This window comes from Brevundimonas sp., from assembly GCF_035998205.1.
Lineage (GTDB): Bacteria > Pseudomonadota > Alphaproteobacteria > Caulobacterales > Caulobacteraceae > Brevundimonas.
Window position 1 is genome coordinate 239,465 of the sequence record NZ_DASYHT010000002.1, and the last position, 20,973, is coordinate 260,437.

21 protein-coding genes are annotated in these 20,973 nt (G+C 72.3%); 11 read left to right on the forward strand and 10 right to left on the reverse strand.

The genetic code is table 11. The features are described 5' to 3' along the window. Window positions 1-43 precede the first annotated feature (43 nt). The 9 genes from VGN74_RS01270 to VGN74_RS01310 all read left to right on the forward strand — a co-directional run bounded on the left by VGN74_RS01270 (window position 44) and on the right by VGN74_RS01310 (window position 9,014). On the forward strand, window positions 44-1,072 hold the full coding sequence (locus VGN74_RS01270; RefSeq protein WP_327445546.1) for a hypothetical protein: 1,029 nt from the start codon (window positions 44-46) through the stop codon (window positions 1,070-1,072). Window positions 1,073-1,074: 2 nt separating this feature from the next. Beyond that, window positions 1,075-1,800: a TVP38/TMEM64 family protein gene (locus VGN74_RS01275; protein ID WP_327445547.1), complete on the forward strand. Its 726-nt coding sequence runs from the start codon at window positions 1,075-1,077 to the stop codon at window positions 1,798-1,800. Between the two features lie 50 nt (window positions 1,801-1,850). Further along, a complete protein-coding gene (locus VGN74_RS01280) occupies window positions 1,851-2,297 on the forward strand; it encodes a hemerythrin domain-containing protein (protein ID WP_327445548.1) in 447 nt (148 codons plus the stop codon). Between the two features lie 230 nt (window positions 2,298-2,527). Then, the gene (locus VGN74_RS01285; protein WP_327445549.1) at window positions 2,528-3,568 is read left to right on the forward strand and encodes a rod shape-determining protein; all 1,041 of its coding nucleotides are present in this window, start codon (window positions 2,528-2,530) and stop codon (window positions 3,566-3,568) included. A gap of 118 nt (window positions 3,569-3,686) precedes the next feature. Next, entirely contained in the window at window positions 3,687-4,718 is a 1,032-nt protein-coding gene (mreC, locus tag VGN74_RS01290) for a rod shape-determining protein MreC (RefSeq protein ID WP_327445550.1), read from the forward strand. A 20-nt stretch (window positions 4,719-4,738) separates the two neighbouring features. Then, window positions 4,739-5,233 (forward strand): hypothetical protein, encoded by a 495-nt coding sequence (locus VGN74_RS01295; RefSeq protein WP_327445551.1) that lies wholly within the window; start codon window positions 4,739-4,741, stop codon window positions 5,231-5,233. Between the two features lie 67 nt (window positions 5,234-5,300). After that, entirely contained in the window at window positions 5,301-7,367 is a 2,067-nt protein-coding gene (gene mrdA, locus VGN74_RS01300) for a penicillin-binding protein 2 (protein WP_327445552.1), read from the forward strand. Continuing rightward, on the forward strand, window positions 7,364-8,515 hold the full coding sequence (rodA, locus tag VGN74_RS01305; RefSeq protein WP_327445553.1) for a rod shape-determining protein RodA: 1,152 nt from the start codon (window positions 7,364-7,366) through the stop codon (window positions 8,513-8,515). The genes mrdA and rodA overlap by 4 nt, the downstream gene beginning before the upstream one ends. A 55-nt stretch (window positions 8,516-8,570) precedes the next feature. Then, window positions 8,571-9,014 (forward strand): DUF6173 family protein, encoded by a 444-nt coding sequence (locus VGN74_RS01310; protein ID WP_327445554.1) that lies wholly within the window; start codon window positions 8,571-8,573, stop codon window positions 9,012-9,014. Here the strand turns inward: VGN74_RS01310 and pip are convergent. After that, window positions 9,011-9,985 carry a prolyl aminopeptidase gene (gene pip, locus VGN74_RS01315; RefSeq protein WP_327445555.1) on the reverse strand — a complete coding sequence of 325 codons (975 nt, stop codon included), beginning with the start codon at window positions 9,983-9,985 and terminating at the stop codon, window positions 9,011-9,013. The genes VGN74_RS01310 and pip overlap by 4 nt on opposite strands. A gap of 40 nt (window positions 9,986-10,025) precedes the next feature. Continuing rightward, window positions 10,026-10,415, reverse strand: coding sequence for a DUF423 domain-containing protein (locus tag VGN74_RS01320; protein ID WP_327445556.1), 390 nt, complete (start codon window positions 10,413-10,415; stop codon window positions 10,026-10,028). A gap of 50 nt (window positions 10,416-10,465) precedes the next feature. Between VGN74_RS01320 and VGN74_RS01325 the strand changes: the two genes are divergently transcribed. Then, window positions 10,466-11,635 carry an MFS transporter gene (locus tag VGN74_RS01325; protein WP_327445557.1) on the forward strand — a complete coding sequence of 390 codons (1,170 nt, stop codon included), beginning with the start codon at window positions 10,466-10,468 and terminating at the stop codon, window positions 11,633-11,635. On the opposite strand, the gene VGN74_RS01330 is transcribed toward VGN74_RS01325, so the two are convergent. From VGN74_RS01330 to VGN74_RS01340, 3 genes are all read right to left on the reverse strand, one after another. Next, the gene (locus VGN74_RS01330; RefSeq protein ID WP_327445558.1) at window positions 11,626-12,174 is read right to left on the reverse strand and encodes a hypothetical protein; all 549 of its coding nucleotides are present in this window, start codon (window positions 12,172-12,174) and stop codon (window positions 11,626-11,628) included. The two genes, VGN74_RS01325 and VGN74_RS01330, sit on opposite strands and share 10 nt — an antisense overlap. 138 nt (window positions 12,175-12,312) lie before the next feature. Further along, window positions 12,313-14,937 (reverse strand): tipN, encoded by a 2,625-nt coding sequence (locus VGN74_RS01335; RefSeq protein ID WP_327445559.1) that lies wholly within the window; start codon window positions 14,935-14,937, stop codon window positions 12,313-12,315. A 107-nt stretch (window positions 14,938-15,044) separates the two neighbouring features. Next, window positions 15,045-15,227 (reverse strand): hypothetical protein, encoded by a 183-nt coding sequence (locus VGN74_RS01340; RefSeq protein ID WP_327445560.1) that lies wholly within the window; start codon window positions 15,225-15,227, stop codon window positions 15,045-15,047. Window positions 15,228-15,512: 285 nt separating this feature from the next. Between VGN74_RS01340 and VGN74_RS01345 the strand changes: the two genes are divergently transcribed. Next, window positions 15,513-16,964 carry a phospholipase D-like domain-containing protein gene (locus VGN74_RS01345; protein WP_327445561.1) on the forward strand — a complete coding sequence of 484 codons (1,452 nt, stop codon included), beginning with the start codon at window positions 15,513-15,515 and terminating at the stop codon, window positions 16,962-16,964. On the opposite strand, the gene VGN74_RS01350 is transcribed toward VGN74_RS01345, so the two are convergent. The 5 genes from VGN74_RS01350 to folD all read right to left on the reverse strand — a co-directional run bounded on the left by VGN74_RS01350 (window position 16,961) and on the right by folD (window position 20,924). Next, window positions 16,961-17,707 (reverse strand): endonuclease/exonuclease/phosphatase family protein, encoded by a 747-nt coding sequence (locus VGN74_RS01350; RefSeq protein ID WP_327445562.1) that lies wholly within the window; start codon window positions 17,705-17,707, stop codon window positions 16,961-16,963. The genes VGN74_RS01345 and VGN74_RS01350 overlap by 4 nt on opposite strands. Window positions 17,708-17,754: 47 nt before the next feature. Beyond that, complete coding sequence (locus VGN74_RS01355) at window positions 17,755-18,441, reverse strand: TPM domain-containing protein (protein ID WP_327445563.1); 687 nt, start codon at window positions 18,439-18,441, stop codon at window positions 17,755-17,757. Further along, window positions 18,441-19,238, reverse strand: coding sequence for a TPM domain-containing protein (locus VGN74_RS01360; RefSeq protein ID WP_327445564.1), 798 nt, complete (start codon window positions 19,236-19,238; stop codon window positions 18,441-18,443). The genes VGN74_RS01355 and VGN74_RS01360 overlap by 1 nt, the downstream gene beginning before the upstream one ends. After that, window positions 19,238-19,918: a LemA family protein gene (locus VGN74_RS01365; RefSeq protein WP_327445565.1), complete on the reverse strand. Its 681-nt coding sequence runs from the start codon at window positions 19,916-19,918 to the stop codon at window positions 19,238-19,240. Before VGN74_RS01365 ends, VGN74_RS01360 begins: the two co-directional genes overlap by 1 nt. 85 nt (window positions 19,919-20,003) lie before the next feature. Further along, window positions 20,004-20,924: a bifunctional methylenetetrahydrofolate dehydrogenase/methenyltetrahydrofolate cyclohydrolase FolD gene (folD, locus tag VGN74_RS01370; RefSeq protein WP_327445566.1), complete on the reverse strand. Its 921-nt coding sequence runs from the start codon at window positions 20,922-20,924 to the stop codon at window positions 20,004-20,006. Window positions 20,925-20,973 lie beyond the last annotated feature (49 nt).

Below are 20,973 nucleotides of genomic sequence, written 5' to 3' on the forward strand. Positions count from 1 at the left end.
GCGCGAGCGCGTGCAAATGGCCTTGGTTCGAAGGAGCGGGACGATGAGTTTTATGGTCGGGGTCGCCGCCCTCATCCTGGCGCAGGATCCGGTCGTGTCCCGTGATTGTCTCGACGACAATGGCGTCGACCGTTGCGACAGCATCAGCCAGGCGGCGACGCGCGCCCGCCTTGGCGTTACCTCGATCGAGGATGAGGCGGCGTCGGGGGCGGAAGTTTACCGGGCCTTCTATGTCGATGGCTACGGACAGGAGATGCCGGCGGTCGCCTTCGAACGCCGGCCCGGGGCCTCGCCCGTCGCGACTGTCTACGGGTTCGCCGGCCAGACCCTTTCCGGCCCGGTCTCGTTCGAGACATGGAACCGGGTCAGGACGGAGTCGCGGTTCGCGGATCGCCAGCTCGAGCAACTGCCGGCGGCCGGCGGCTTCCCGTCAATCTGTCTGCATTCGTGGGTCTCTACGGTGGAGATGGCGAACTCCTCGCCCGAACGTTTTCGCCTTGAACCTGTTCGCAGACGCACCGAGGACGCCTGCTCCGACGGGCTGACAGTCCGCTTCGCCTTCCGCCTTGCAGAGATCGCGGTGGAGACGATCGCGCCCTGCGACCAACTCGAGACCACCCGGTACCGGAGTCACGTCAACATCCTCGCCGCCTGTATGGCGCTCCGCGGCGACCGGTTCACAGCGGTCGAGCTGCGCAACGCCCGGTCGGAGATCGGCCCCCGGCGCGGTCTCGATCCCGCCGATCCCCGAGCCTGGCGCGCGGCGCTGGGGACCAACGGCTCGCCGGTGCTCAACTGGGCCGGCGTCGAGGTCCGAACTGAACGCGGCCGTGACAATCGTGTGGCCGAGTTCATCGTGGCCCGTCTGGCGGAGCTGGATAACCTCCGGTTCGAGCAGCGGACGTTCGAGGGCCTCGATGCGCGCCGTGGCCTTGTCACCGGCGTCGCAAGCTACAGGGCTGGCGACGACCGCAGGGTCGCGCCCTATCGGCAGCTGTGGGTCTGGGACCCCAATCTCTCCGAGTGGATGCTGTCCGAATGGATCATCGATCCGTTCGCGCCTGAGGCCTGACCATGCGCCGGCTGCTCGATTTCATCCTCAACATGGAGGCCCGCCGCTGGCGCACGGCGCTGGCGGCGGGGCTGCTGCTGGCCGCCACCCTCGGCCTGCTCTGGCTGGGCAAGACCCAGCTGGGCCTGCAGACCGAGCATCGGCTGGAGGCGTGGCTGCAGGGCTATGCCGGCAGCCCCTGGGCCTTCGTCGCGACCGTCGTGCTGTTCGTCCTGGCGGCCTTCATCGGGGCGCCGCAGTTCATCCTGATCGCCGCCTGCGTGGTGGCGTTCGGGCCGAGCCTCGGGTTCTTCTACAGCTGGGCGGCGACGGTGGTCTCGGCCGGGGTCACCTACTGGATGGGGCGCGGGCCGACGGCGCGGCTGGTCGACCGGCTGGACAGCCGCACCCTGGAGCGGCTCAAGCGGTTCGTCGGGCGCAACGCCTTCTACGCCAGCTTCATGATCCGCAACGTCCCGTCGGCCCCGTTTATCGTCGTCAACATGGCGTTCGGGGCGACGCGCGCCTCCTATCCGGCCTTCCTGCTGGGCTGCGCGCTGGGCGTGCTGCCCAAGACGGCGCTGGTCGCCTTCTTCGGCGGAGCCGTGGTGACGGCGGTCAGCGGCGACGGCGTCTGGACCTCGCTGATCCTCGCCGCGGTCGCGGTGGTCTGGCTGGGCCTGATGCTGCTGGTGCGCGAGTGGGTGCGCCGGCGCGAAGCCGCGACAGCCGATCGTCCGCATCCTTAATCCCCCGTTACGGCTTTCCCGCCCACGCTGCGGAAGGTCAGGAGGCCGGCATGACGGCGACGGCGCAGCTTCGGGACGAACACGACCGCATCCTGCGTCAGGCGAGCGGTCTCGCCGGCATCGTGGATCGCGACCTGACCCGTGACCTTGCGAGCGAGGCGAGGGCGGCCATCGTCGGGCTGGACCGGCTGCTTGTCGTCCACCTCACCACCGAGGACGACTGGATGTACCCCATGCTCATGGCGTCTGCGGACCAACGGGTCAGCGCCGCCGCGGGCGCCTGTTTCCAGGATATGGGCGGTCTCCTCGGCGCCTGGCTGGCCTATCGCGACCACTGGTCGGCCGAGGCGATCCTGTCCGCGCCGGAGCGCTTTCGCGCCGCGACTCGCGGCGTCATCGGGGCCCTGGCCCTGCGGATCGAGCGGGAGAACGCCGAGCTGTACCCCCTCGTCGACCGCCTCGCCGGCGGCCCTTCCGGCTCTGTGGGCGCCGTCTGATTGCGAGGCCGCCTCGCGCGCCCGGCCGCCGTTCGCCTCCCGCATCGGGATGGCGTGGTTTCAGGGCTTGTAATCGCCTGTAGCAGCAGGCAAACGGGCGGACAGTCCGCGAGGCGAGGACGATCGGAAGGCCATGGCGCGTGGGGATGCGCTGCGGTCAGGGGCGTCGCCGCCGCGGGCAGGACCAGCATCGCCCTCCACGGCCCCAACCTGAACGGTAACCGACCCCCATGAGCTTCTCCCTCTTCGGCGCGATCTCGAACGACATCGCGATGGACCTCGGCACCGCCAACACCCTGATCTACATGAAGGGCAAGGGCATCGTGCTGAACGAGCCGTCGGTGGTCGCGCTGCGGAACGTCGGCGGGCGCAAGATCGTCCACGCGGTGGGGATCGAGGCCAAGCAGATGCTGGGCCGCACCCCGGGCCACATGGAAGCGATCCGTCCGATGCGCGACGGGGTCATCGCCGACTTCGAAGTCGCCGAGGAGATGATCAAGCACTTCATCCGCAAGGTGCATAACCGCAAGGGCTTCGTGAACCCGAAGATCATCGTCTGCGTGCCGTCGGGCGCCACGGCGGTCGAGCGACGCGCCATCAACGATTCCTGTCTCAACGCCTCGGCCCGCCGCGTCGGCCTGATCGACGAGCCGATGGCGGCGGCGATCGGCGCCGGCCTGCCGATCCACGAGCCGACCGGCTCGATGGTCGTCGACATCGGCGGCGGCACCACCGAGGTGGCCGTGCTGTCGCTGTCGGGCATTGTCTACTCGCGCTCGGTCCGCGTCGGCGGCGACAAGATGGACGAGGCGATCATCAGCTACATGCGCCGCAACCATAACCTGCTGATCGGCGAGACCACCGCCGAGCGCATCAAGAAGGACATCGGCACCGCCCGCATCCCGCCTGACGGCGAGGGCCTGTCGATCGAGGTCAAGGGTCGCGACCTGATGCAGGGCGTGCCTCGCGAGGTGCGCATCTCCGAACGCCAGGCCGCCGAGGCCCTGGCCGAGCCGGTCACCCAGATCATCGAGGCGGTGAAGGTGGCGCTCGAGGCGACCCCGCCGGAACTGGCCGCCGACATCGCCGACAAGGGTATCATGCTGACCGGCGGCGGGGCCCTGCTGCGCGGCCTCGACGCCGAGCTGCGCGACCACACCGGCCTGCCGGTGACCGTGGCCGACGACCCGCTGTCGTGCGTCGCCATCGGCTGCGGCCGCGTGCTGGAGCACCCGCGCTGGATGAAGGGCGTGCTCGACGCCACCCTTTGAGGTCGGCGCGGTCATTCCCGCGTGAGGGCCGTTTTCAAATCGGCCTGATTCTGCAATAGGCTGCCCGTGCGGCGGGGGTTGTCCCGCCGCTTCCGCCCCCTGCCGAGGAAGGCGCGCCGTGGCGTTTCGCGACGGACCGTTCGAGACCCTGAAGGTGCCGCTGGCCTGGACCGCGGCGGCCGCGACCGTGGCCGCCGGCGTGCTGGCGGTCGTGCTGCTGCTCGGCGATCGTACGGCCGATGGCGAGGGGCCCTACAACGGCCTGCGCGGCGGGGTGGCCCAGACCGCCGGACCCGTCAGCGGGCTGTTCGCGGCTCCGGTGCGCTGGATCGGCGCGGCGTCGGACCACATCGCCGGCTACTTCAACGCGGTCGAGGAGAATCGCCGCCTGCGGGCGCAGCTGGCCGAACTTGAGCCCTGGCGCGACCAGGCCATCGCCCTCAAGAACGTCAATGCGCGCTACGAGGCCATGCTGGGCCTGCGGGTCGAGCCGCCGGTGGCCATGGCCACGGCGCGTTCCGTGTCCGAGTCGCGCGGACCTTTCGCCAACGCCCGCCTGCTGGACGCGGGCTCCAGCAAGGGCATCAGGGTCGGCAATCCGGTCGTCAACGAGCACGGCCTCGTCGGGCGTATCGCCGGCGTGACCCCCGGGGTCAGCCGCATGGTCCTGCTGACCGATGTCGCCAGCCGCACGCCGGTGCTGGTCGACCGCACCGACGCCCGCGCCATCATGACCGGCGATGGCAGCGGCAACCCGCGGCTGGAGTTCCTGCGCGGTTCGAACGCCATCCAGTCCGGCGACCGGATCCTCTCGTCCGGCGACGGCGGCGGGGTGCCCCGCGGCGTGCCGATCGGCGTGGCGGCGCGCGGCATCGACGGCTCCTGGCGGGTCAAGCTGTTCAGCGATCGGGGCGCGATCGACTACGTCCGCATCCTCCTGTTCGAGGACTTCGCCCAGCTGGCCGACCGTGAGGCCCTGAATGCGCCGCCGCTGGCCGGCCTGACGGCCGCCCCGCCGGTCGACGCCGCCACGGCGGCGGCGATCAGCGACGAGACGGTGCGTCGGGCCGCGGAGGCGGCGGCCGCCCAGGCCGTCGCCCGCGCCGAAGCCGCCTCGCCCCAGCCTGCGCCGGGGGCGCAGCCCCGGTGAGGCGCGGTGGCGCGGTCAGGGTGGTCGGGCCCACGCAATGGATCGTCTATCCCGCGCTCGTCGTTCTGGCGGCGACGCTGCTGCTGGCGACGCCGATCGAGCTGTTCGGGCTGAAACTCCCCGAGCCGGTGCTGCCGCTGGTGCTGGCCTTCGCCTGGCCGCTGATCCGGCCGTCGATGGCGGCCCCGGCGGCCCTGCTCGTCGTCGGGCTGTTTCTCGACCTGTTCTGGGGCGGTCCGGTCGGGCTCTGGCCCCTGTGCCTGCTGGGGGTCTACGGGGCCGTGCTCGCGAGCCGCAACCTGCTGGCGGGACAGGAGACCCGGGTGCTGTTTGGCTGGTACGCCCTGGCCACCCTCGGCGCCTTCCTCATGGCCTATTTGATCGTCACGGTGCGCGCCGGCAACGCGCCGAGCCTGCTGGCCCTGCTGGGCCAGGTGCTGCCCACGCTGCTGGCCTTCCCGGCGGCCGCCTGGCTGATCGAACGCTTCGACGACACGGACGTGCGGTTCAGATGACCTGTCTCCGCCACACCCCCGTTACAGGCCGGCGCCACGGCTGCAACGCCTTTGGAAGGGAGACCCGATGAGCGGCGAACCCTCGATCTTCTTCTCCGACGTCAATGAGCGGCAGGGCTCGTTCCTGCGCCGCACCCTGGTGCTGGGCGGCATCACCGGCCTCGGCGTCACGGCCCTGACCTTCCGGCTCGGGCAGCTGCAGGTGGTGCAGGCCGGCGAATACGCCACGCTTGCGACCCAGAACCAGTTCAACTACCGCCTCGTGCCGCCGCCGCGCGGCGTGATCAAGGACCGCAACGGCGTCGTCATCGCTGGCAACCGCCCCAGCTTCCGGGTGCTGGTGGTTCGCGACGAGACCAAGGATCTCGACCAGACGCTCGACCTGCTGGGCCAGCTGCTGCCCGACACGGTGGATCGCCGACGGTCGATCATCCGCGACGTCAACGCCGCGCCGCGTTTCTCTCCCGTGCCGGTCAAGAGCGACCTGACCTGGGAGGAGTTCGCCAAGGTCAATCTGTACGCCAACGAGCTGCCCGGCGTGATGGCGGACATGCACGAGCAGCGCTTCTATCCGTTCGGCGGCGCCTTCGCGCATGTGCTCGGCTATGTGGCCAAGCCCAACGCCCGGGACCGTGAGGCCTATACGGAGCGCGGGGAGCAGCCGCCGCCGCTGTTCTTCAACCCCGGCTTCCGGGTCGGCCGCCAGGGGGTCGAGAGGGCGCTCGACGAGGTTCTGCGCGGCGAGCCCGGCGGCAACCGGGTCGAGGTCGACGCCCGTGGCCGCGTGGTGGCCGAGGATGTCGGCGGCAGCCGGCCGGCCGAGCCCGGCGCCGAGGTGGTGCTGACCCTCGACGCCGATGTGCAGAACCGGGCGCTGGAAGTGTTCGGCGAGGAGTCGGGCGGCTGCGTCGTCATGGATGTCCGTAACGGCGACATCCTGTGCATGGTCTCGGCCCCGTCGTTCGATCCGAACCTGTTCGTCTCGGGCGTGCCCAGCGACATCTATCGCGCCTGGGCGGACTATGAGCGCCGCCCGCTGCTCGACAAGGCGATCTACGGCACCTTCCCGCCGGGCTCGACCTTCAAGATGACCACGGCGCTGGCCTATCTGGACGCCGGGATCGACCCCGAGGAGCGCGTGGTCTGCACCGGCGGCTACCGGTTTGGCGGCCGCACCTTCCGTTGCTGGAGAGCCGGCGGGCACGGCTCGGTCAACATGCACGAGGCGATCAAGAACTCGTGCGACACCTACTTCTATCACCTGTGCAACCGCGCCGGCGTCGACCGTATCGCGCGGGTGGCCGAGGATCTCGGCTTCGGCAAGGCCTACGAGATCGGCATCGGCGGCCAGTCGGACGGCACGGTGCCTTCGACGCGCTGGAAGCGCGAGTTCGTCGAGGCCGTCGGGCGCGGCGACCCGACCTGGTATCCGGGGGAGACCCTGTCGGTGTCGATCGGCCAGGGCGCGCTTGAGGCCAACGCCCTGCAGCTGGCCATCATGACGGCGCGTCTCGCCAACGGCCGCAAGTCGGTGCAGCCGCGCCTGATCAAGTCGGTCGGCGGCGAGGAGCGGCCCCAGGCGCCGTTCCCGGACCTGCCCTTCGCCACCGAGCACCTGGACATCGTCCGCGAAGGCATGGCGGCGGTGGCCAACGACGTGCGCGGCACCGCCTACCGCGCCTCCCAGCTGGGGCTGGGCGACATCCTGATGGCCGGCAAGACCGGCACGGCCCAGTCGCGCGACTATCGCCCGGGCGAGGACCGCGGGCCGCGTAACGCGGTCTGGAGCAAGCGCGACCACGCCCTGTTCGTCGCCTTCGCGCCGCACGACGCGCCGCGCTATGCCATCGCCCTGATCATCCAGCACGCCCCCGTCGGCGGCTCGGCTGACGCCGCGCCGCGCGCCCGCGAGATCATGAAGGTGGCGCTGCTGAAGGACCCGGACATGCGCGCCCGCATCGAGCGGCCGTTGCCCCCGGCGCCCGAGGCGCCGCTCGACGCGGTCGACGAGGGGGCGGCGCCGCCGGCCCCCGAGGAGACGCCCGAGCCGCCGCCGGCCCCCTCGCCGCGCCCGGCCGCGCCTGCGCCGGCCCCGGCCGGTCCACGACCCTATCTGGCGGAGCCGCCGCAATGACCGCCTCCGCCCTGACCCGTCCCGGCGAGCGCGACCGCCTGCCGGTCAAGCTGAGCCAGATCGACTGGCGGCTGACCGCCCTGCTGTGCGTCATCGGCGGCGCCTCGACGGCTATGCTCTATTCGGTGGCCGGGGCCTCGTGGGAGCCGTGGGCCGCCAATCACCTGATGCGTTTCGGCTTCGCCGTCATGCTGATGATCGGCCTCGCCTTGCTGGATCTGCGGATCTGGTTCGCCGTCGCCTATCCCTTCTACGGCGTCACCCTGCTGATGCTGCTGGCGGTGGAGGTGGTCGGGGTCACCGTCAACGGGGCCCAGAGCTGGCTCGACCTCGGCGTCACCCGGGTGCAGCCGGCCGAGTTCATGAAGCTGGCGGTCGTGCTGGCCCTGGCCCGCTGGTACCACGGCGCCACGGCCCAGGAGGCCCGGCTGCACTGGAAGCTGGTCTTCCCGGCCGCCATCGTCGGCCTGCCGTTCATTCTGGTCGCCCACCAGCCGGACCTCGGCACCGCCATGTCGCTCGCCCTGACCGGAGCGGCGATCATGTTCGTGGCGGGTCTGAGCTGGAAGATCATCGCCCCGATCGCCATCGCCGCCGTGGTCTCGATCCCGCCGTACGTCATGTTCGGGATGCACGAATACCAGCGCAAACGGGTGCTGACCTTCCTCGACCCCTCCGCCGACCCGTCAGGCGACGGGTACAATATCATCCAGTCGAAGATCGCCCTCGGCTCGGGGGGGCTGCTCGGCAAGGGCTACGGCCTCGGCAGCCAGAGCCAGCTGGAGTTCCTGCCCGAGCGGCACACCGACTTCATCTTCGCTACCGTGGCCGAGGAGTTCGGCTTCGTCGGCTCGGTGGCCATCCTCGTCTGCTACCTCGCCATCGTCCTGACCTGTCTGCGCATCGCCTCCCTGTCGCACAGCCACTTCGCGCGGCTGGCGGCGCTGGGCGTGACGGCGACCTTCGCCGTCTATCTGCTCATCAACGGCGCCATGGTGATGGGGCTGGCCCCGGTCGTCGGCGTGCCCATGCCGCTGATGTCCTACGGCGGCTCGATGATGCTGATGCTGATGGTCGGGTTCGGCCTGATCCAGGCCGTCCGCGTGCACCGCTACACCGAACTGCCCAAGGGCTCGGGCCTGATCTGAGCCGACGGCCGCGTCAGGGGCTGATCCGGCCGCCGGAGCATGCGAGGCTGCGGGCATGACCGACGCTCCCCTGCCCAAGGCCGATCCGGCCATGTTCGCCCCCTGTCCGCAGCCCATGGCCGGCGAGCCCGCCAACACCGAAGGCCTCGCCCGCGGCGTGCACATGCGCGACAACCCGGCGGAGTGGGCCTTCGTCCGCCTGTCGCGGCTGATCAAGGAGTTCGAGGCGAGCCTCGATCCGGACGAGGAGGTCGGGGTCCGGCTGGTCGGCCTGCCCGGCGACCAGATGATGCAGATCGAGGACCTCGGCTTCTGGGGGCCGGACCTCATCCTGTTCTTCGGTCGGACTGCCGAGGGGCGGCCGGTGCGGCTGGTCCAGCACTACACCCAGGTCAGCGTGGTGCTGAACGCCATGGCCCGGCCGAAGGCCCGCGAGGCGCGCCGGATCGGCTTCCGCCTCGACGAGCTGGTCGACCGGACCGACCCCGGTGGCGGCTAGAGACTCGCGGCCCAGTCGGTGGCGCGCACCAGGCTGTCGATGATGCCCGGTTCGGACGAGGCGTGGCCGGCGTCCGGGACGACGTCGAGCTTCGCCTCCGGCCAGGCGCGATGCAGCGCCCAGGCGCCTGACATGGGGGTCACCACGTCGAACCGGCCCTGGGCGATCCAGGCGGGGATGTGGCGGATGCGGCCGATGTTCTTCAGCAGCCAGCCGTCCTCGGGGAAAAAGCCGCCGTTGGTGAAGTACCAGCACTCGATGCGGGCGAAGGCGAGGGCGAAATCCGGGTCGGCGAACTTGTCCGGCCGCGCGGCGGGGCCCTCGATCGACACGGTCTCGCCCTCCCAGCTCGACCAGGCCACGGCGCAGGCCCGCTGCGCCTCGCGGTCGTCGCCGGTCAGGCGGCGGTAGTAGGCGCCCATCAGGTCGCCGCGCTCCGCCTCGGGAATGGGGGCGAGGAAGCGCTCCCAGGCGTCCGGGAACAGCATCGAGGCGCCGTCCTGGTAGAACCAGTGCAGCTCCTTCTTCGTCAGCAGGAAGATACCGCGCAGGATCAGCGCCTGCACCCGCTCGGGGTGGGTGATGGCGTAGGCCAGGGCCAGGGTGGAGCCCCACGACCCGCCGAACACGCTCCAGGCCTCGACCCCGCAACGCTCGCGCAGCCGTTCGATGTCCTCGATCAGGGTCCAGGTGGTGTTGTCCTCAAGCGAGGCGTTCGGCGTCGACTTCCCGCAGCCCCGCTGGTCGAACAGGATGATGCGGTACTTCTGCGGATCGAAGTAGCGCCGCATGCCCGGATTCACCGCGCCGCCGGGACCGCCGTGCAGGACCACGACCGGCCGGCCGTTCGGATTGCCGCATTCCTCGTAATAGACCTCGTGGACGCCGCCGGTGGACAGGAAGCCGGTCGCGAACGGCTCGATTTCCGGGAACAGGTCGCGGCGCGTGGTCGGGGTCGTGGGAAACAGCATGGGGAACTCGGTACTCCGGAAAGGTCCGCCGGGGCGGTGATCAGGTGGACGGCGTCGGTGAGGCCGGCGGAGAGCCGGGGCGCCGGACGGCGCCGGCGGCGAGGGTCAGCCAGCCGAGAATCATGAGGCTGCCGCCCACGGGGGCGACCGCGCCCATCACCCGGACGTCGAGCAGGGCGATCGCCGCAAGGGCCAGGGAGAACACCAGACCGCCGCTCACGGCCAGCCAGCCGCCGAGCCGCATCAGGCCCGCGGGCGCTGCGACGGCGCAGACCACGCCGAGCAACGCGTGGACGCCCTGGTACTGGGCGCCTGTCCGCAACAGGGCTTCCGCGTCGGGGCCGACGCCATGCGCCGCGAACGCGCCGAGGGCCACCGCAAGGGCGCCGTTCAGGGCCGCGACGACGGCGAGGCGGGAGGGGTGAGTCATTTCTGTGAACCTAGCCGACGGAATTCCGAAAGTCTGCTATCGCGCGGCCCATGAACGCCGCCGCCCGGATGGGTCTGCTCTATGTGTTGCTCTTCGGCGCCACCGGCGTCAGCCTGCCGTTCGCCGGACTGTGGTTCCGCGAACAGGGCCTGAGCGGGGCCGAGATCGGCGCGCTGCTGGCGGCCCCGACCCTCGCCCGACTGGTGGTCGGGCCGCTGCTGGCGGTCTGGGCCGACGGCTTCCGGCTGCGACGCACCCCCATCGCCATCCTCGGCGTCGTCGCCGCCTTCGGCTATGGCGCGGCGGGCCTGGTCGAGGGCCTCGCCCTGTGGCTGCCGCTGTGGTTCATCGGCGCCTCGGCGGCGGCGGCGATCATTCCCCTGACCGATGTGCTGACCCTTCGGCTGGGCCGGGCCCGCGGCTTCGCCTTCGCCCCGACGCGCAGCGCCGGCTCGATCGCCTTTGTCATCGCCAATGTGGCCATGGGGGGCCTGCTGCTGCGCGCGCCGGCGGATGTCATCATCCTGTGGATCGCCGTCGCCAGCCTGCTGACCGGGGCGGTGGCCCTGCTGGCCCCGCCGGAGCCGGTCGCCGACGGCCCCACGCCGCCCCGGGGGCGTGAGCGCTTCGCCGGCCTCGGACGGCTGGTGGCCGATCCGGTCTTCATGACAGCCATCATCGCGGTGGGCGCGGTCCAGGCCAGTCACGCCTTCTACTATGCCTTCTCGGCCGTGGAGTGGAAGGCGCGGGGCATTTCCGAGGGCATGACCGGCCTCCTGTGGGGCTTCAGCGTCATGGCCGAGGTGCTGTGGATGTGGGTGGTGGAGCCCTGGCGGCGTCGCGCCGGCATCGGGCCGTTGACCCTGCTCGGCTGGGGCGCGGCCTTCGCCGTGGTGCGCTGGTCGGTGCTGGCGTTGGCGCCGCCCGCCTGGGCCCTGTGGCCGCTGCAGGCCCTGCACGCCTTCAGCTTCGCGGCGGTGTTCCTGGCCGGGCTCGAACTGGTGGAGCGGCTGAGCGCGCCGCAGCACCAGACGGCCGCCCAGACCCTGTCCTCGGCCCTGTCGTCCGGCGTCCTGATCGGGCTGGCGACCGTGGTCTCGGGGCCGCTCTACGACGCCTATGGCGCTGCGGGCTATGTCGCCATGGCGGGGCTGGCGGCTGCCGGGGGACTGGCGGCCCTGCGGTTGCGGGGGCGGCTGGGCGCGCCCGCTCAGGCCTGACGGGGCAGGGGGGCCAGCCGTCGCCCCATGGCCTGGGCGCAGGCGGCGGCAGCGGCGGCGATGCGATCCGGCGAGGCGTCTGCCGGCACCCGCAGCAGTCCGACGGGCGGCGTGTCGCGATAGTCGTCGAGGCCCGCGAGGACCCCGTAGAACAGGGCCCCGGCCCCGTCCGGCGCAGCGGCCGAGACCACCTCCGCCGTTTCCTGGCGGTCCAGCAGCGCCCGGACCAGCTCGGGCACAGGCACGGTCGCCCGCGCCACGCTCGGGCCGACGGGCAGCAGCCGCTGCCCCTCCGGCGTGCGATTCTCGGCGCGCAGCTGTAGCTGGAAGGCGCCGTCGGCCCGGCCCGGGGCGAGGATCAGAAGGCCCTGGACCTCACCGCTGTTGAGCGCGCGCAGCAGGGCGTCGGCATCGCCGGACAGGGTGCGGTAGCCTGCCCCGTGGCTGGCGGGCGGGGCGGGAACATCCGGCACCCCGACCGGGCAAAGCCCCACGTGCGGACGGCGCGCCGCTTCAGCCTCGAAGTTGGGATCGAGCATGGGCCCCCGGGCGTCCGTGACGAAATGATGACGGGCAGGCGACCCTGCGACCCCGGTCGCGGCAGGTCAAGTCCGGAGCAGCGCGGTTCCTGTCGGAAGGGGTGCGGCCTGTGACCGGCCGGGCGCAGTGACGTTGTGTCAGGCCAGGTCGCCGACCGCCGCGTCCAGCAGCAGGAAGGCGCGGCCGGCGTCGCTGTGCAGCCGGTCGATCACGGCATCCCGGTCGCCCCGACGGGCGGCGTCAGCGAGCTGACGCGCCACCAGCCGGACGTGACGCTCGACATCGGCGCGCAGCTCCGGATCGGCCAGCACCTTGCGCGACACGCTGCGGACAGCGGCCGGAGCCACCCGGCGCACCACCTGCCGCGCGCCGTCGGCGTCGCCCTGGGCCAGCGCCGCGGCGGCGTCCTCGACCCGGGTGCGCGGCAGCAGGGCGTTGGGGTCGACGCCCATCCGCCGGATGGCCTCGCCGACGCGGGCCTGGCTGGCTTCGAGGTCGGCTTCGACCGTGGTGGACGGAAGGGGCGTGTCGAGTTCGAGCGGCGCCTCGGCCGGGCCTTCCAGGTCGCTCCAGTCCAGCGGCCCGCCGGACGCGGGGGAGGCGGGCGCAGCGGGTTCGGCCGAAAGGCGGCCGCGCAGGCCGAAGGCGCGGGACGGCTCCGGTTCGGGCCGGGCGGGGCGGCGCGGCGGCGGCTCGGCGAACTGCAGCGGGGGCAGCCCCTCGGGCGGCCGCGGCGGCGTGCGCCGCGCGCCCGGGGTCTCGCCCGACACCACGCCCATCAGGCGCACGGTCTCGCTCAGCATGTCGTAGTTGCGGCGCACCCGCTCCTGGAAGCCGGCCTCCAGCGCGTCGGTCTCGGCCTGGGCGCGGCGGGCGGCCTCGGCCAAGGCGTTGAGCCCCGCGTCGACGGTCTGTTCCAGCGCCCGCATCTGGGCCTGAGTGTCCTGCGGCAGGCTGCGCGAGCGGGCCTCGACCTCGGCCACGGAGGCGCGGACGGTCTCCAGCGACTGGCTCAGCCGTTCCAGCATGCCTTCCAGACGGGCGACGGTCTCTTCGCCGGTGCGCTCGACCATGTCGGCGGCGCCGGCGGCCAGGCGCCGGGCCTCGTCGAGGCGGGCGTCGGCCGCGGCGTCGGCCTTCTGGGCCGACTCGAACAGGGCTTCGCCCAGCCGGTCAGCCCGGATCTGCGCCTGCTCGGCGGCGGCGTCCGCCGCCAGCCGGGCGTCATCGGCGGTGGCCTTCAGCGCCTCGAGGGCGCGGCGGGTTTCCTCGACGAGGGTGTCGCGGGCGTCGGCGGCGAGGGCGTCGAACTTGTCCAGCGCCACCTTGGTGGCGGCGTCGAACTCGTCGGACTCGCGGGCGGCCATCTCCATCAGGCTGCGGAACTGTTCGGCGGCGGCCTCGACGAGATCGCGCAGGGTCTCGCCGGCGCGCTGCGACACGTCCCCGAGGTCGGCGGCGGCGGTCCGCGTCTGACCCAGCTGTTCGATCAGCTGCGCCCGCTGACTTTCGACCAGCGCCGAGAAGTCCTCCTGGTCGGTGCGCAGGGCGTAGGCGGCCTGAACGAGGGCGGCGCGCTGCTGGCCCAGACCTTCCTCGACCGACTGGATCTGTTCGGCCACGCCGGCCCCGGCGTTCTCGAGCCGCAGGGTCTGGCGGGCCAGGTCGTCCGAGGCCAGCCGGGCGGCGTCCTGGGCTTCCTGGGCGGCGGCGGCCAGGTCGGCGGCGCGGGCCGCGAGCGCGGCCTCGGCCTCGCGCAGCTGCGCCTGGGCCAGGTCGGAGGCGTCGCCGACCATGCGCGACTGACGCTCGACCGCGTCGACCACGGCCGCGGCCTGACGGTCGAGGTTGGCGGTCAGGCCGGTCATGGCCTCGCGCTCGGCGGACAGCTGATCCGACAGGCGGTGCGCCATGCGGGCGGCGGCCTCGGCGGTGTCGTTCAGCCGGCGGGTCTCCTCGCCAAGGGTCTCGCGCAGCAGGTTGAGGTCCTGACGCGCGCGCTCGGTGGCGAGGGTCACCTGGTCGATGTCGGCGCGCAGGCTCTGCATGACCTGGCCAGCCTCGCGGGCCGCGAGGGTGGTGGGGGCGGTCAGGCTCTCCGCCAGCTCGCGGGCGCGCCGCACCTCATAGGCCAGCCGGCGGCTCTGCCGCAGCGCCTGGGCGATCAGCAGGATCAGGCCGGCGGGGGCGACGGCCAGCAGCGCATAGACCGCGACCCGCAGCGGCTCGAACTCGACGGCGCCCGAGCCGATCTCCCACGCCAGCCAGCTGGCGACGCCGCCAGTCCAGACGAGGGCGGCGGCCATGGCTGGCAGGCCCGGTCCGCGCCCTTCCGCCGGCGGATCGCGCATGGGGGTCAGCGCCGTCGTTTCGCGAGCCGGCCCGGCGGGCGGCGGCGTGGGCTCCACGACCGGCATCTCCATCCGGCGCGCCGGCGGCGCCCCGGCGGCGGGATCGGCCATCTCACGCAGCGGCGGAACCGCCTCCGCTTCGCGGTCCGGCGTCAGGCGCAGGGCCGCGTCCTCGGCCAGGCGGCGTCGACGGCGTTCGGACAGGACCGGGCGACGCACGTCCGGCCGCAAGTCTGGCCGCGGTTCGGGCAGGGGCTCAAGTTCGGGAGGGGCGTCGTCCGCGGGCAGGTCCGGCGGACCGGCGAGATCCGCCGCCATCGCCTCCGCCGCGTCGTCCGGACCGGTCGCCGGCGCAGCGGCGTCCTCGGCGGGATCGTGGAGGGTGAGAGGCTGCCGTGGGCGGCGGGTCATCGTCATCCGGTCTCGAGTGGCGACTCAGCCAGCAGGCAGGGCGGGCTCGCGCAGGCAGCGAACCTAGCGGGTCGGGAGCGCGGCGGGAAGGGCGCGCAGGCGCCCGGTCAGCACTTGGGCTGGACAGCGACGATGGCGGCGGGGCGCGACGGCGTCTCGCCGCAGTCCGAGACCCGGCGCACTTCAGGCTGGTCATCGGCGGGACGGCGAATCTCCACGCCGAACTGGGCGAGCGCGGAAGCGGCCAGCAGAACGAGAAAGCCTGCGATCAGGTCGATCAGCGCCTGCATCTGTCCTTCCCCTGCCAAGAGCCACCTGTCTCTATGCGCGCAGGCGGCGCGCCGCACAAGCGCCCCGGGCATGAAGAAATCGTCACCTCTGCCGTCCAGAGCCTGTTCGGCTGACGTGGGATCGCTGCGAGACCCCGCCGATGCCGTGAACCAGGCTCTCGATTCAAGCTGGACCGAAATCCGGGCCGCGTTGGACGACGTCCAACTGAACCGATTTCGGTCTAGGCAGAAACTCAGGGTCAGTTAAGGCTTTCCGGCAGGCACGGACAAGGGAGGCAGAGGCGGATGGAGGCGGGGCCCGGAACGCCGTCGTCGCTGCTCGACCCGGGCCGCAACTGCTGGCGGGTCGCCCCGGCGCACCGCTTCGCGGTCCTGCTGGACACCGCCGCCTATTTCGACGCGCTCGACGAGGCCCTGGCGGCGGCGCGGCGGTCAGTCATCGTCCTCGGCTGGCAGTTTGATCCGCGCACCCGCCTCGACCCGTCCGCCGAGGGGCGGGACGCCGAGATCGGCCGGCGGCTGAGGCGCATGGTGCGTCAGAACCCGGACCTCGACGTCCGCCTGCTGATCTGGCGCTCCCCGATCCTGATCGCCGCATCCCAGGGTTTCTATCCGCACCGGGCCCAGGCCTGGTTCCGCAAGCGGCTGGTCGAGCTGCATCTCGACTCCCCCGGACCGATCGGCGCCTGTCACCACCAGAAGCTGGTCCTGATCGACGAGGCGGTGGCCTTCGTCGGCGGCGGCGACATCGCCACGGATCGCTGGGACACCCCCGAGCATCTGGATGGCGATCCGCGCCGCGTCATGCCCGGCGGCCGCATCGCCCCGCCGCGGCACGAGACCATGTGCGTGCTCGATGGCCCCGCCGCCCGGGCCCTGGCCGATCTCGCCCGGGACCGCTGGTATCGCGCGACCTGGGAGCGGACGGCGCCTGTCGAGGTGCGCAGCGACCCCTGGCCCGCCTCGGTCACGCCCGACCTGATCGATGTCCCGGTCGGCATCGCCCGCACCGAGCCGGGCTGGCGCGGCCGCCCCGAGGTGCGCGAGAACGAGGCGCTGCATCTGTCGGTCATCGCCGCGGCCCGCCGGCTGATCTACTTCGAGAACCAGTACTTCACCTCGACCGTGATCGCCGAGGCGCTGGCGGCGCGTCTGGCCGAGCCGGACGGGCCGGAGATCGTGCTGGTCACCACCGGGCGTGCGCCCAGCTGGTTTGACAGCATGACGATGGATCCGGCCCGCGCCGAGATGCTGTACCGGCTCGAACAGGCGGACCGATACCATCGCCTGTTCGCCTTCAGTCCGCTGACCGAGGCCCGGGAGCGCCTGATCGTCCACGCCAAGGTGACCATCGTCGATGACGCCCTGCTGCGCATCGGCTCGACCAATCTCAACAACAGGTCGATGGGCTTCGACACCGAGTGCGACGTCGCCGTCGAGCCTCGGGACGAGGCCGGCCGCGAGGTGGTGCGCGCCTTCCGGCATCGCACCATCGCCCACTTCCTCGGCCAGTCGGCGGAGGCCTTCGCCGCTGTGGAGGCGCTGGAGGGCTCGACCGGGCGCGCGATCGAGAAGCTGGCCGATGGCCGCATGCGGCTGCTCGGCGAGGACCGCCCCACGCCGCTGGAGCAGATGGTGGCCGAGTGGCAGCTGGGCGATCCGCATTCGCCGCGCGACTCCTTCCGGCCATGGCGGCGGCGGCTGCCCTCGCAGCGTCCGCGCGTTCCCCGGAGCTAGGCGGCGTCCGCCGTCCCGATAGCGAAATCCAGCACCAGCGGGAGGTGGTCAGACGCCATCCGGGCGAGGGGTGAGAAGGGGACCGACACCGCCGTCGGCCGGATCTCCGGGCTGAGGAAGACGTGGTCGATGCGTATGGCCGGAAAGCCGGACGGGAAGGTCTTGAGTGTGGGGCTCTGGCCGAGCCGGCGCTGCGCATCCGCCAGGCGGGCGGCGATCAGCCGATAGGGGCGGGTGATCGAGGTGGCGTTGAAGTCGCCGGCCAGCATGACCGGCCCCTGCATCTCCGGATGGCCCAGCCAGTCCCGCCCGACGAGGGCCGCCGCCTGCAGCCGCTGTTCCCGCGGCACGAGGCCGAGGTGGGTATTGATGACGTTGAGCGGCTGACCGTCGATCTCCAGCTGCACCCACAGGGCCCCGCGTGGCTCGAGGCCGGGGATGCCGGTCACGGTCGGCAGCGGGCCGGCCTTGACCAGCCGCTCCGGGTGCGGGGTCAGGATGGCGTCGCCATACAGCTCGGCCTCGATCGTCATGGCCGGGTGGAAGCGTAGCTCCATGCCCAGCCGGTCGGCGATGGCCGCGGCCTGGTCGACATGGCCGGTTCGCGCCCGGCCGACATCCAGCTCCTGCAGGCACACGACGTCCGGGGCGCTGTCCGCGATCACCGCCGCGACGCGGTCGACATCGAGCCGACGGTCGCCGCCCACGCAGCGGTGGACATTCCAGGTCATCAGGCGGGGCATGGGGCGTTTCTACCGGCGTGGGCGCGGCGTGGCGACCCGGTGAATGCTCACAGCTGGATCAGGTGGTTGGGCAGTTCATCGGGATTGCGCGCGCCCGGCGGGAAGTGCTCCGCCAGAACCGCGCCGCAGCGGCTGACGGCCTCGACGAAGCCATCCCCGGCGCGGCCCTGCTTGAGGCGACGGGCCAGCTGCTCGATCACCTCGCTCCAGATCGCCGGGTCGACGCGGCTGTAGATGCCGCGGTCGGCGACGACCTCGACCACATGCTCCTCAAGCGCAGCGTAGATCAGCACGCCGGTGCGCTGCTCGGTGACGTGGATCCCGTGGGCGAGGAACTGCTCCATCGCGGCGCGGTGCACCCGGGCCCGCCGCAGCGGACCGGGGACCATGATGCGCCGGAGGCCCGGCAACTGCAGCGCCAGAAGAACCGCGAGAAACACGGCCGCCTGGGCGATCCCGTAGGCGGCCAGCGTGCGGCCGATGGTGACGTCGCGGGCCGCCGTATGGGCCGCTTCCCAGTTCTCGCCCATGCCGGGGAACCAGGCGGCGTCGAAGCCCAGCGGAATCAGCCCCAGCGGCAGGATCAGCGCGGCCGCGGCGGCCCAGGCCAGCGCCACGTCCTGCCAGCCGGCGGCGCGCCGGGCCAGCACGCAGAAGATCTCGCCCGAGGTCGAGCGTTCGGCCTCGACGATGGCCGCGGCGATGCGCGCCTGATCCTGTTCGCTCACCCGCATCACCAGCCTCCCGAGGCGCCGCCGCCGCCGAAGCCGCCGCCTCCGCCGCCGAACCCGCCGCCGCCGAAGCCGCCGCCACCAAATCCGCCGCCCCTGCCGCCGCCGCGGCTGAGCGCGTCGAGGACGGTCCAGGCGATGACCGGGCCAAGGCCGGAGCTGCGACGCCGGCGACCGCGCAGACCTCCGCCGACAAGGCCGAGGAAGAGGAACAGGAACACCAGGGCGATCACGATGGCCGGACCGGCCGGCGCCTCGGCCCGCGGGGCCTCGACCGCCGCCGCGCGCGCCTGGGCCTCGGCCGGGTCGGCGCGCAGCTGACCCTCGATCGCCTCGACCCCGGCGAGGATGCCGCCCTCATAGGCGCCTTCGCGGAAGCGCGGCAGGATGTCGTTGTGGATGGTCAGGGCCGACCAGGCGTCGGTCAGGATGGGCTCCAGCCCGTAGCCGACCTCGATCCGCACGCGCCGCTCGACCGGGGCGACGATCAACAGCACCCCGTTGTCGGTTTCGGACTGGCCGATGCCCCATGCCCGGCCCAGGCGGTAGCCGTAGTCCTCGATCTCGAGGTCCTGAAGGGTCCGCACCGTGACGACCACCAGCTGGTCCGAGGTGTCGGTCTCCAGCTGCGCCAGCCGCGTCTCCAGCGCAGCCTCGGTCTCCGGCGACAGCAGATCCGCCTCATCGACCACCCGGCCGGTCAGGGTCGGGAAGGTCGGCGATGTCTGCGCCAGCGCCGCCGGGGCGGCCGCCAGCATCAGGATCAGCAGGAGGGCGGCGAGCCGCCGGAACAGGGTCATCAGGCTCCCGGCGCCGCGCCCGGCGTGACCGGCGGCTGGCCACCGCCCGGCGCGCCCGCGGCGGCGGGCGGGGCCTCGAGGTTGAAGTTCACCGTCGGGGCGGTCTGGGCCTCGGCCGTGGCCGTGAACAGCTGCATCGGCTCCGAACCGCCGTGGATGGTGTTGGCCCAGATCACCGTCGGGAACACACGCAGGGTCGTGTTGTACTGGCGCACCGCCTCATTGTAGTCGCGCCGGGCGATCTGGATGCGGTTCTCGGTGCCTTCCAGCTGCGACTGCAGGGCGAGGAAATTCTGGTTGGCCTGCAGCTGCGGATAGGCCTCGACCGTCACCAGCAGGCGCGACAGGGCGCTGGACAGCTCGCCCTGGGCGGCCTGGTACTGCTGGAAGGCCTGGGGGTTGCTGAGGTCCGAGGCGTCGAGGTTGATCGAGGTGGCGCGCGCGCGGGCCTCGGTCACCTGGGTCAGGGTGGTGCGCTCCTGGATGGCCGAGGCCTGCACCGTGGCGACGAGGTTCGGCACCAGATCCGCGCGCCGCTGGTACTGGCTCTGGACGTCGGCCCACGCCGCCTCGGCCCGTTCCTGCTGCTCGGGGATGGCGTTGACGCCGCAGGCCGCGGTCAGCGGCGCGAGGGCCGCGATGGCTGCGATCACCGTGAGACGCCGCTGAAGTCCGACCATGCCCCATCCTCCCGGGTGTTGTGCCCCTAGAGGTATCAGCGCAGCTCCACCCGGTTCAAGCGCGGGTTTGCGACAGTCGCCGTGCTCAGCCGAGGACTTCGGGCTCCACGCCGGCCGCGCGGCAGGCGGCGACATAGGTGTTGGCCAGCAGGCAGGCGATGGTCATGGGGCCCACGCCGCCCGGCACCGGCGTGATCGCGCCGGCGACCGCCGCCGCCTCGGCATAGGCCACATCGCCGACCACGCGGGTGCCGCCGGCCGCCGCCTTGACCGGATCGGCCGAGGGCACGCGGTTGATGCCGACGTCGATCACCGTCGCGCCCGGCTTGATCCAGTCGCCGCGGATCATCTCGGGCCGGCCGACCGCGGCCACCAGAATGTCGGCGCGGCGGCAGACGGCGGGCAGGTCGCGGCTGCGGGAGTGCGCCACCGTCACGGTGCAGTTCTCCGCCAGCAGCAGCTGGGCCATCGGCTTGCCGACGATGTTGGAGCGGCCGACGACGACCGCCTCCAGCCCGGAAAGGTCGCCGAGCGTGTCGCGCAGCAGCAGGATGGCGCCCTGCGGCGTGCAGGGGGTCAGGGCCGGCAGGCCGACCGCCAGCCGTCCGGCGTTGACCACATGGAAGCCGTCGACGTCCTTGGCCGGGGCGATGGCGTCCAGCACGGCGGCGGAGTCGATGTGGCCGGGCAGGGGCATCTGCACGAGGATGCCGTGGATACCCGGGTCTGCGTTGAGGTCGGCGATCAGCGCCAGCAGCTCGGCCTGCGAGGTGCTCTCCGGCAGGCGGTGGGTGTCCGAGCGCATGCCCGCGGCCGCGGTCTGCTCGCCCTTGTTGCGCACATAGATCTGGCTGGCCGGGTCCTCGCCGACGATGACCACCGCCAGTCCGGGCTGGACGCCGTGGTCAGCCTGCAGCCGCGCGGCGGCGGCGGCGACGCGCTGACGCAGGCCCTCGGCGAAGGCCTTGCCGTCGATGCGGCGCGCGGGGACGGGGGCGTCGGCCATGGCGGGGCTCCGGAACTCTGACCTGAAAGGCACGCGGCGCGTTTACAGA

Excerpts from the sequence above, each read along its gene's own strand:
- VGN74_RS01355 (WP_327445563.1), bottom strand. The coding sequence starts at position 18,441 with ATGCGGGTGAGCGAACAGGATCAGGCGCGCATCGCCGCGGCCATCGTC.
- VGN74_RS01330 (WP_327445558.1), bottom strand. The coding sequence starts at position 12,174 with ATGCTCGATCCCAACTTCGAGGCTGAAGCGGCGCGCCGTCCGCACGTG.
- pip (WP_327445555.1), bottom strand. The coding sequence starts at position 9,985 with ATGCTGTTTCCCACGACCCCGACCACGCGCCGCGACCTGTTCCCGGAA.
- rodA (WP_327445553.1), top strand. The coding sequence starts at position 7,364 with ATGACCGCCTCCGCCCTGACCCGTCCCGGCGAGCGCGACCGCCTGCCG.
- folD (WP_327445566.1), bottom strand. The coding sequence starts at position 20,924 with ATGGCCGACGCCCCCGTCCCCGCGCGCCGCATCGACGGCAAGGCCTTC.
- VGN74_RS01270 (WP_327445546.1), top strand. The coding sequence starts at position 44 with ATGAGTTTTATGGTCGGGGTCGCCGCCCTCATCCTGGCGCAGGATCCG.
- VGN74_RS01320 (WP_327445556.1), bottom strand. The coding sequence starts at position 10,415 with ATGACTCACCCCTCCCGCCTCGCCGTCGTCGCGGCCCTGAACGGCGCC.
- mrdA (WP_327445552.1), top strand. The coding sequence starts at position 5,301 with ATGAGCGGCGAACCCTCGATCTTCTTCTCCGACGTCAATGAGCGGCAG.
- VGN74_RS01325 (WP_327445557.1), top strand. The coding sequence starts at position 10,466 with ATGAACGCCGCCGCCCGGATGGGTCTGCTCTATGTGTTGCTCTTCGGC.
- VGN74_RS01360 (WP_327445564.1), bottom strand. The coding sequence starts at position 19,238 with ATGACCCTGTTCCGGCGGCTCGCCGCCCTCCTGCTGATCCTGATGCTG.
- VGN74_RS01340 (WP_327445560.1), bottom strand. The coding sequence starts at position 15,227 with ATGCAGGCGCTGATCGACCTGATCGCAGGCTTTCTCGTTCTGCTGGCC.
- VGN74_RS01365 (WP_327445565.1), bottom strand. The coding sequence starts at position 19,918 with ATGGTCGGACTTCAGCGGCGTCTCACGGTGATCGCAGCCATCGCGGCC.
- VGN74_RS01285 (WP_327445549.1), top strand. The coding sequence starts at position 2,528 with ATGAGCTTCTCCCTCTTCGGCGCGATCTCGAACGACATCGCGATGGAC.
- VGN74_RS01350 (WP_327445562.1), bottom strand. The coding sequence starts at position 17,707 with ATGCCCCGCCTGATGACCTGGAATGTCCACCGCTGCGTGGGCGGCGAC.
- VGN74_RS01310 (WP_327445554.1), top strand. The coding sequence starts at position 8,571 with ATGACCGACGCTCCCCTGCCCAAGGCCGATCCGGCCATGTTCGCCCCC.
- VGN74_RS01335 (WP_327445559.1), bottom strand. The coding sequence starts at position 14,937 with ATGACCCGCCGCCCACGGCAGCCTCTCACCCTCCACGATCCCGCCGAG.
- VGN74_RS01280 (WP_327445548.1), top strand. The coding sequence starts at position 1,851 with ATGACGGCGACGGCGCAGCTTCGGGACGAACACGACCGCATCCTGCGT.
- VGN74_RS01345 (WP_327445561.1), top strand. The coding sequence starts at position 15,513 with ATGGAGGCGGGGCCCGGAACGCCGTCGTCGCTGCTCGACCCGGGCCGC.
- VGN74_RS01275 (WP_327445547.1), top strand. The coding sequence starts at position 1,075 with ATGCGCCGGCTGCTCGATTTCATCCTCAACATGGAGGCCCGCCGCTGG.